We start from the raw sequence: 9,038 nt of genomic DNA on the forward strand, positions 1-9,038 counted from the left end.
ATTCCGTAGCGATACGCATGACTTAAAGGCGATGCACACCGCTCACAGAAACCGTATTCGCTTAGTAGATCAGATCCATAATGGTACTGATGATCTGGTCAGCCACGAAGATATACCCGGAGATCATGACCGTGCCCAGGAGGGTGATCAAGGTGCTACTGACAAGCTCATCGCGGCTTGGCCAGCTCACCTTGCGCATCTCAGACACGACTTCCTGGAGGTATTCACGAATCCACGTCATAATATGTGGGGTGTCTGCGAGGCTGTCTTTTCGAATGACAGCCCGGGTTCAAAGGAAAATACTCCGTATCGGCTGCACGGGCGGCAGGACTTGAACCCGCAACCGGCGGTTTTGGAGACCGCTGCTCTGCCAAATTGAGCTACGCCCGTGTGTCGAGAGCCTCGCCTGGAGCGAGACTCTCGGATCGTGCAATAGTTTTCTCTTAGTCGAGGATTTCGGTGACGACACCGGCGCCGACCGTGTGGCCGCCTTCGCGGATCGCAAACCGCAGCCCCTCTTCCAGAGCCACCGGCTGAATCAGACGCACCGTAAACGTCGCGTTGTCGCCCGGCATCACCATCTCAACCCCTTCCTCCAGGTTGATGTCGCCCGTCACGTCCGTCGTCCGGAAGTAAAACTGCGGGCGGTATCCCGGGAAGAACGGCGTGTGGCGCCCGCCCTCGTCTTTCGACAGCACGTACACCTCGCACTCAAACTCCTTGTGCGGCGTCACCGACCCCGGCTCCGCCACGACCATCCCGCGCGAGACCTGCTCCTTCTTGATGCCGCGCAGCAGCAAGCCCGCGTTGTCGCCGGCTTCGCCTTCGTCCAAGGTCTTGTTGAACATCTCAATCCCGGTGATCGTCGAGGTCAGCTTCTCCTCCTCAATCCCTACGATGTCCACCTCGTCGCCCGTCTCGATGCGGCCGCGCTCAATCCGACCGGTCACGACCGTGCCGCGCCCGGTGATCGAGAAGATGTCTTCTACCGGCATCAAGAACGGCTTGTCGATGTCGCGCTCCGGCGTCGGAATGTAGCTGTCGACCGCATCCATCAGCTCCATGATCTTCGCCTCAGCGTCGGCGTCCGACTCCAACGCCTTCAGCGCCGAGCCGCGCACGACCGGAATCTCGTCGCCCGGAAACTCGTAGCTGGAGAGCAGGTCGCGCACCTCCATGTCTACCAGCTCCAGAAGCTCTTCGTCGTCGACCAGGTCAACCTTGTTCATGAACACCACCAGGTACGGCACGCCGACCTGACGCGCCAGCAGGATATGCTCACGCGTCTGCGGCATCGGGCCGTCGGTGGCCGCTACCACGAGAATCGCGCCGTCCATCTGCGCCGCCCCCGTCACCATGTTCTTGACGTAGTCGGCGTGGCCTGGGCAGTCCACGTGGGCGTAGTGCCGGTCTTCGGTCTCGTACTCGACGTGGCTCGTCGCAATCGTGATGCCACGCTCGCGCTCTTCCGGCGCGTTGTCGATCGAGTCGAACGTCCGCTCGGCGGCGCCGCCCACCTGCTCCGCAAGCACCTTCGTGATCGCCGCGGTCAGCGTCGTCTTACCGTGATCCACGTGCCCAATCGTTCCGATGTTTACGTGCGGCTTCTTCCGCTCAAATACCTCCTTCGCCATAATAAGCTTGTGTGTCTCGTTTTACAGTGTGACGTAATGTGGGTGTTACGCTGCCGCGTCGACAGCGTCTTCATCAGTAAGTTCTTTTGCGATTGCACTGGGCACCGCTTCGTAGGTCTCGAACTGCATCGTGTAGATGGCACGTCCCTGCGTGATTGAACGCAGATCGGTCGAGTACCCAAACATTTCAGAGAGCGGCACGAGCGCGTTGATGACCTGCGCATCGTTGCGCTGGCCCATCTGGCCGATTCGTCCACGGCGGCTATTCAGGTCGCCGATCACATCTCCCATGTACTCATCTGGGGTGATAACCTCGACCTTCATAATCGGCTCCATGAGAACCGGGTTGGCACGTCGCGCCGCGTCACGGAATCCAAGACGGCCAGCAATCTCGAAGGAGTTCTGGTCGGAGTCCACATCGTGGTACTCTCCGTCGTAGAGACGCACTTTCACACCTTCGATCGGGTAGCCCGCAATAGGCCCCTGATCCATTGAGCTCTTAATACCTTTCTCAACAGAGGGAATGAACTCGCGCGGAATGGATCCGCCAACAATCTCATCCACAAATTCGAACCCGGCCCCTTCTTCGTTCGGGCCGACCTCCATGTAGACTTCGGCGAACTGGCCACGACCACCTGTCTGCTTTTTGAGGACGTAGTGCTCGTCGACCGTCTTTGTAATTGCTTCGCGGTAGGCCACCTGGGGGCGACCAACGTTTGCCTCGACCTTAAACTCGCGCTTCAGGCGGTCTACAATGATTTCAAGGTGCAGCTCGCCCATTCCTGCAATCAGCGTCTGACCGGTTTCTTCGTCGGTCGACACATTGAATGTCGGGTCTTCTTCGGCAAGCTTGACGAGGCCGCTGGTGAGCTTGTCACGGTCCGCCTTTGTTTTAGGCTCAATCGCAATGCGGATAACGGGCTCAGGGAAGTCCATCGACTCCAGAACCACGGGGTGGTCAGGGTCGCAGATGGTGTCGCCTGTCTTCAAGTTTTTCGGGCCCACCGCGGCGGCGATGTCACCTGCACGCACCATGTCCACGTCCTCACGGTCGTTGGAGTGCATAAACATCAGGCGGCCAACACGCTCTGTTTCATCGGCGGTTGCATTGTACACCTTGGTTCCGGTCTCTAGCGTTCCGCTGTAGACGCGGATAAACGTAATTTTACCGACGTACGGATCCGTAGCGATCTTGAATGCAACAGCACTGAACGGCTCATCTTCCTTCGGAGCACGCATCAGCTTCTCCTCTTTGTCGCGCGGGTGAAACCCTTCGACGGGCGGCACATCATCGGGACTCGGCAGATACCGCGGCACAGCATCCAAGAGGCGCTGTACGCCCTTGTTTTTGAGAGCTGTTCCACAGAACACCGGCGTGATGTCGCGCTCCAGAGTAGCCTCACGGATAACCTTATGGATCTCTTCTGGCTGAATCTCCTCGCCGTCGAGATACTTCATCAGGAGCTCGTCGTCGTACTCGGCAACGGCCTCCAGCATACGGATGCGCCACTTTTGAGCATCCGCCTTCAGGTCATCTGGAACCTCAATGATGTCCCAGTTGGCACCTTGCGAGCTTTCGTCGTAGATGACAGCCTGATTTTCGATCAGGTCAATGACACCTTTGAACGTTTCGCCGGCCCCGATCGGATACTGCACCGGAATCGGGTTCGCGCTGAGGCGGTCCTCCATCATGCCGACCACGTTTTCGAAGTCAGCGCCCGTCCGGTCCATTTTATTGACGAACGCAATGCGGGGCACACTGTACTTGTCCATCTGGCGCCACACCGTTTCCGACTGCGGCTCTACGCCACCAACGGCACAGAAAAGGGCGATCGCACCGTCAAGCACGCGCAGAGAACGCTCAACCTCTACCGTAAAGTCAACGTGACCCGGCGTATCGATAATGTTGATGCGGTGATCATCCCAGTAGCAGGTTGTGGCAGCACTGGTAATGGTGATTCCACGCTCCTTCTCTTGGTCCATCCAGTCCATCTGAGAGGCGCCTTCATGGGTTTCCCCCATGCGGTGGATGCGCCCTGTGTAGAACAGAATACGTTCCGTAAGGGTGGTTTTACCGGCATCGATGTGCGCGGCAATGCCAATATTACGTGTCTTGTCGAGCGGGAAGCTCTCGTTGCTTTTCGTAGCCATAACAAATTTTTTGTTGCGTGCTCAGGAGGCCGACCGAAGCCATGATTCGTGCCACCTACAGGCCAGGTCGATACCTGGCAGCAGAGGCACACCTCCATGAATTAGAACCGGAAGTGGGCAAATGCCTTGTTCGACTCGGCCATCCGATGCGTGTCGTCTTTCTTTTTAACGGCTCCCCCTTCGCCACGAGCTGCGTTAATCAGCTCACTGGCAAGGCGGTTGACCATGCTTTTCTCTTTGCGTGCACGGGCATACTGGATGATCCAGCGAAATGCCAGCGTAACGCGGCGTTCGGGGCGCACCTCAATAGGCACCTGGTAGGTGGCACCTCCTACGCGGCGACTGCGCACCTCAACAAGGGGAGCCACACTGTTCACCGCCTTCTTAAACACCTCAATACCTTCCTCACCGGTGCGCTCTTCAATCACGTCGAATGTGTCGTACACGATGCGCTGCGCAAGACTCTTCTTGCCGTCGCGCATGATTGAGTTCACAAACCGCGAGACCAGGTCGTCACGGTATATGGGATCCGGGAGGGTCGTGCGTTTCTTTGCGGCCTTATCGCGAGCCATAACACCTATGCATTGTTTGACAAATGAGCGACCTGATACCCCAGTAGGATACCAGCCACTCTGCTACAGTTAACTACGAGGCTTCTTTGTGCCGTACTTCGAGCGCCCCTGACGCCGGTCCTCAACACCAGCTGCATCCAGCGCGCCACGAACGATGTGATACTTCACGCCCGGCAAGTCTTTCACACGGCCGCCACGCACAAGCACAATGGAGTGCTCTTGCAGGTTATGCCCCTCTCCGGGAATGTATGCAGTCACCTCGTTGCCGTTGGTCAGCCGCACACGAGCCACCTTCCGAAGCGCCGAGTTCGGCTTCTTCGGCGTTGTGGTGTACACCCGAGTGCAGACGCCGCGGCGCTGCGGAGAGTTTTCAAGGGCAGGTGCCGTCTTTTTCTTTGGCTTAGACGAACGTCCTTTACGGATCAGTTGCTGTATTGTAGGCACGGTACCGTCGCAGTTAATCGATTACATCAGCGCATGCCGCATAAGGAGCGGCGAACCTGTCTCTACAGGCTATGGACTTAAGGAGCAAGGCAAGCAATGTTCAGACCCAATAGCAAAGAGATCGTTAAAACATCTCGAACGGACCCAAACAGCTCTCGCCGCAGCCTATATATCGAACACCGGTACATATCGGTGTATCGATCATTTATTCCAGTCTATCCACAAAAAAAGGCGAGGGGACTCGCCTTTGTAGGGATAACTGGCTTTCAGCGTGCAAGCGTTTTGCTCGCCGCGTTTCTACATCGTGGCATAACTGTCAATACACAGACGGGTTTCTTTACTTTGTGTGGTCCGTGTGCATTTGCTCCACAAATGCCAGGGTTCACTTTGTCTCCACTGGTCTCTTCCTTGTTCTACATATTTGGGAAGCCGTCGCGGACCGTTTCAACTTCTTGAACTGAATAGATCCTAAGTAGTCGTTCTCCTGATCGCAACGTTCCTCAGTCACAGCCCAGCCTGACCCGACACGCTCATGCCAGAAGGAAGCACGCCGTTGCTGGGGCTGCTCGTAATGGCATGGTAAAAGATAGGTTGGTATGTCCCGGATACCGACACTGCTTCCAGCTTGTACCTGGTGCCCGACATGCTCTGCCGATCATGAACATCACGGCTACTCTGTTTTTCCTGTGTCGGTTGAAGCGCCCGGTGTAGCTCCGTCTTCAGAGGGGCCAGGTGCCCTGATCGATGGTGCGTCAGGATATGCTTCAGGACTCGGATGCTGCTGCGCGGGAGCGGTGTCGCCCCTGTTCTCTGCAGCAGGATAGGCACCATGCGGACGCTCGCCCAGTAGTTTGACCAGGTCTTCTGGACCGAGCACTTCCTGTTCAAGAAGCGCATGAGCCATCTCGTCCAGCAGGCTTCGCTTCTGTGTAAGCAGCGTATGAGCCCGCCGATGGGCCTCGCTGATAAGGTTGCGCACCTCTTCATCAATAGCTTGAGCAGTTGAATCTGAGTAAGGGCGATTAAAGACCGGCTGGTTGCCTTCTCCGGAAAGATTAAAGCTCACCTGACCGACCTTCGCACTCATGCCATAGTCTACAACCATAGCGTATGCCATCTTCGTGATGCGCTCCAGGTCGTTCTGAGCCCCCGTTGTTACATCTCCAAATACGATCTCCTCAGCGACACGTCCACCGATCGCCATGGTCATACGGTCGATAAGCGCATTTCGCGAGTATAGATACCGCTCTTCGGGGAGGTGCTGTGCATAGCCCAGTGCAGAGAGACCGCGCGGAACGATGGAGACTTTCACGACAGGGTCGGTGTGTTCCAGAAACCACCCGGTGATCGCATGCCCCGCCTCATGAAAAGCGATGATCCGGCGCTCTTCCGGTGCAATGATCTTATTCTTCTTCTCAAGCCCCGCCACGACGCGATCGATCGCCTGCTCAAAGTCGACCATCTCGACGCATTCTTTGTCCTTACGAGCTGCAAGGAGCGCTGCCTCGTTACAGACGTTTGCGATCTCAGCTCCTGCAAATCCTGGGGTCTGACGCGCCAGTACGTCTACATCTACGTCTCCGCCAAGCAGGAGCGACTGCACGTGCACGTCGAAGATCTCGACGCGGGCGCGCCGATCCGGCTTGTCGACCATAATCTGGCGGTCGAACCGTCCGGGCCGAAGTAGCGCAGAGTCGAGCACATCGGGCCGGTTGGTGGCCCCGATGATGATAACGCCTTCGTCAGAGTCGAAGCCGTCCATCTCGACAAGGAGTTGGTTGAGCGTATTCTCTCGTTCGTCGTTACCACCCGGGTTGTTGCTTGCACCGCGCGTACGCCCTACTGCATCCATCTCATCGATAAAGATGATGCAGGGGGCTTTTTCTTTTGCGGTCTTAAACAGGTCGCGCACCCGAGAGGCGCCCACGCCGACAAACATTTCCACGAAGTCAGATCCCGATATCGAGAAGAAGGGAACCCCTGCTTCTCCTGCCACAGCCCGTGCCATAAGCGTTTTGCCGGTGCCGGGCGGGCCAACGAGCAGCACCCCTTTGGGGAGGGTCCCTCCAAGACGTGTGAAGCGCTCCGGGTCTCTCAAAAAGTGAACAATCTCGGCCACCTCTTCTTTGGCCTCTTCGAGCCCGGCTACGTCATCGAACGTAACAGAATGGTTTTCCGACGCGTCGAAGAGCTTGGCCTTGTTCTTTCCGATGTTCATCATCTGCGACCCCGGGTTCATGCGGCGGAACAGGTAGATCCAGAAGACAACCAGAAGCCCGAGGAGAACCAGCCAGAAGAAGATGCTCCCGAACCAGCTTTCTTCGGTGCGCGAGGCAAACTCCACTTCCGACGCACCCGCAGCACGCGCTTCTGCGTTGTGGGCACGCAAGAAATCGGTGAGATCGTGGTCGGCCGGCTTGGTCGTCACGAAGCGCCGCACCTCGGCTTCCGCGTCACCAACGTCGACCTGTTCCTCGTTGTCGACCTGCAACGACACCACGCGCTCTTTGACGGCTTCCTCGGTGTATCGCCCTTCAATCGACCGGTCGTTTACCACTTCGACACGCTCTACGTATCCCGACTCCACGTAGTCCAGAAATGTACTGTAGCTTATCTTGACAGGGTCTTCCCCGCTCCAGTACAGCAGCAGGTGAATCCCCAATGCCAGAAAAACCGCTCCATATACCCAGTATAGAATAGATGAACGGCCGCGCCCCGAACCGGAGCGCTTGTTGTCAGAAGATTTTTCGGGAGATGGCGAAGCGTTTTTCTGGTTTTCCATGCGGATGCGAACGAGTAACGATGCAAGAGAACCACCGTGCCAGCGATAGCGGCGTGCCTCAACCCCGGCCTCTTTAAGGGGGTTCCGTAAAGCACGTCCCGGTATAGAACAGCCCATCTGGCACACAGCCGATAGCACGCGGAGAGGCCTAACGAACACGGTTCAGTATGATTCAACACCGCATTCCAGTCAAACGTTCTAACGCGCTGACTGGGCTAACGTACTGAACAGGTCCATTCGCATTTCGAATTGGGGATTTCTGTCTGCATGTCAAGCTGGATGCAGGAGGCTTATCCTCTAAAAAGGCCTTATCCTCTAAAAAGAAGTTCGCTCAGTTACTACGTGTAGCCTGGCGCACCTATCAGTAGCCTGACGCACCTACGGGGATACCCCGCCAGGTCGCTACTGTAAGCTTCCGTCGGAGCTGTCGCTCGAATCGGGGGTCGTGTTCGGCGTGGGGAGTCCCTGATTCGGACGCGTGCCCTCTTCTGGAGCGTCTGCGCTGGTTGGCTGAGGCGCTCGTTCGGAACGTGCCGGAGGTGCTTCTGTCTCTGACTGCAGGGCACGCATGAGCCGTTCGGCACGGCGCGCCTGGACGGTCTCCGGGAAGGTGGTGCTCAGATGCTGCATGAGCGCTTGCAGCGCGCGATGGGGCTTCCCATCGTCGTCGGGGGATTCGCTCTCATCGGAGGGTACGATCTGCTGAGGCGGACCTGCTTGCTGCATGCTTCGCTCTTCGCGATCTGCCGATTCTGTTTCGGCGTCGGGGATGCCGAGCGTTTCCACAAGCTGTTCGAGCTGCGCTTCTGCCGCCGTGCTGTCTCGCCTGTGGAACTCCATATAGAACTGCCCGACCGACCACAGCACGCGCGGGGTTATATCGCTATCTTGGGGATAGGTGCGCGCCAGGTCTGCAAGACGGTGCAGGGCCCTCTCCCACTCCTGGTTCTGGCCAAGCGTTCGGGCTTCTTCGTAATCTTGGTGGGCCTGGCGCACGCTGTCGGAGCGCTCTGCCGCCGGCGCCTCGCCAAGCCGCATGCGTGACTGCACAGCGAACATTGACGTGCTCTCTTGTTCTGCAAGCGCACGATATTGGTTGCGTGCTTCCTCCGTGCGGCCCGCTGCATCGAGCGCCTCTGCTCGGGCATATTGGGCGCGCTTATTAACCGGGTGGTCGGGGGCCTCGTTGAGCACACGCTCATACCAGAACAGCGCCGAGTCGGGCTGTGACACGTTCAGGAAGAGCGCATTGCCAAGCTCGTACCACGCCCACACGCGCTCGAATCGCATCTCCTCCTGCGCCTCTTCGGTGCGTGGCACCTCATCTACGTTAAGTCCTGCCTGTTGGGCGCGTTGGAGGGCTTCGCGACCTGATGCCGTATTATCGAACGCAGATGTTGCTTGGTCTTCTTCAGGCTCTTCTGCCTCCGCCTCCGGCAGGACCACCTCCGCTGC

The 9,038-nt window shown here is 57.6% G+C and carries 7 protein-coding genes and 1 tRNA gene; all 8 read right to left on the reverse strand.

All coding sequences use genetic code 11. From position 1 onward, the window contains the following. Window positions 1–61: 61 nt before the first annotated feature. On the reverse strand, window positions 62–241 hold the full coding sequence (gene secE, locus PPP56_RS09125; RefSeq protein WP_353563732.1) for a preprotein translocase subunit SecE: 180 nt from the start codon (window positions 239–241) through the stop codon (window positions 62–64). A gap of 75 nt (window positions 242–316) precedes the next feature. Next, a tRNA-Trp gene (locus tag PPP56_RS09130) sits at window positions 317–390 on the reverse strand. A gap of 53 nt (window positions 391–443) precedes the next feature. Then, the gene (gene tuf / locus PPP56_RS09135; RefSeq protein ID WP_353563733.1) at window positions 444–1,634 is read right to left on the reverse strand and encodes an elongation factor Tu; all 1,191 of its coding nucleotides are present in this window, start codon (window positions 1,632–1,634) and stop codon (window positions 444–446) included. A 45-nt stretch (window positions 1,635–1,679) separates the two neighbouring features. Further along, window positions 1,680–3,785: an elongation factor G gene (gene fusA, locus PPP56_RS09140; RefSeq protein WP_353563734.1), complete on the reverse strand. Its 2,106-nt coding sequence runs from the start codon at window positions 3,783–3,785 to the stop codon at window positions 1,680–1,682. 101 nt (window positions 3,786–3,886) lie between these two features. Next, entirely contained in the window at window positions 3,887–4,357 is a 471-nt protein-coding gene (gene rpsG, locus PPP56_RS09145) for a 30S ribosomal protein S7 (protein ID WP_353563735.1), read from the reverse strand. A gap of 69 nt (window positions 4,358–4,426) precedes the next feature. Then, complete coding sequence (gene rpsL, locus PPP56_RS09150) at window positions 4,427–4,801, reverse strand: 30S ribosomal protein S12 (protein ID WP_353563736.1); 375 nt, start codon at window positions 4,799–4,801, stop codon at window positions 4,427–4,429. A 670-nt stretch (window positions 4,802–5,471) separates the two neighbouring features. Further along, the gene (gene ftsH, locus PPP56_RS09155; protein WP_353563737.1) at window positions 5,472–7,583 is read right to left on the reverse strand and encodes an ATP-dependent zinc metalloprotease FtsH; all 2,112 of its coding nucleotides are present in this window, start codon (window positions 7,581–7,583) and stop codon (window positions 5,472–5,474) included. Between the two features lie 402 nt (window positions 7,584–7,985). Beyond that, the coding region (locus PPP56_RS09160) for a tetratricopeptide repeat protein (RefSeq protein ID WP_502912570.1) at window positions 7,986–9,038 on the reverse strand (1,053 nt) is incomplete at its 5' end.

Origin of the sequence: Longimonas sp. (assembly GCF_040409695.1) — a bacterium.
In the GTDB taxonomy this organism is placed as follows: domain Bacteria; phylum Bacteroidota; class Rhodothermia; order Rhodothermales; family Salinibacteraceae; genus Longimonas.

Coding starts and splice junctions, on each gene's coding strand:
- ftsH (WP_353563737.1), bottom strand. CDS start 7,583: ATGGAAAACCAGAAAAACGCTTCGCCATCTCCCGAAAAATCTTCTGAC.
- tuf (WP_353563733.1), bottom strand. CDS start 1,634: ATGGCGAAGGAGGTATTTGAGCGGAAGAAGCCGCACGTAAACATCGGA.
- rpsG (WP_353563735.1), bottom strand. CDS start 4,357: ATGGCTCGCGATAAGGCCGCAAAGAAACGCACGACCCTCCCGGATCCC.
- secE (WP_353563732.1), bottom strand. CDS start 241: ATGACGTGGATTCGTGAATACCTCCAGGAAGTCGTGTCTGAGATGCGC.
- fusA (WP_353563734.1), bottom strand. CDS start 3,785: ATGGCTACGAAAAGCAACGAGAGCTTCCCGCTCGACAAGACACGTAAT.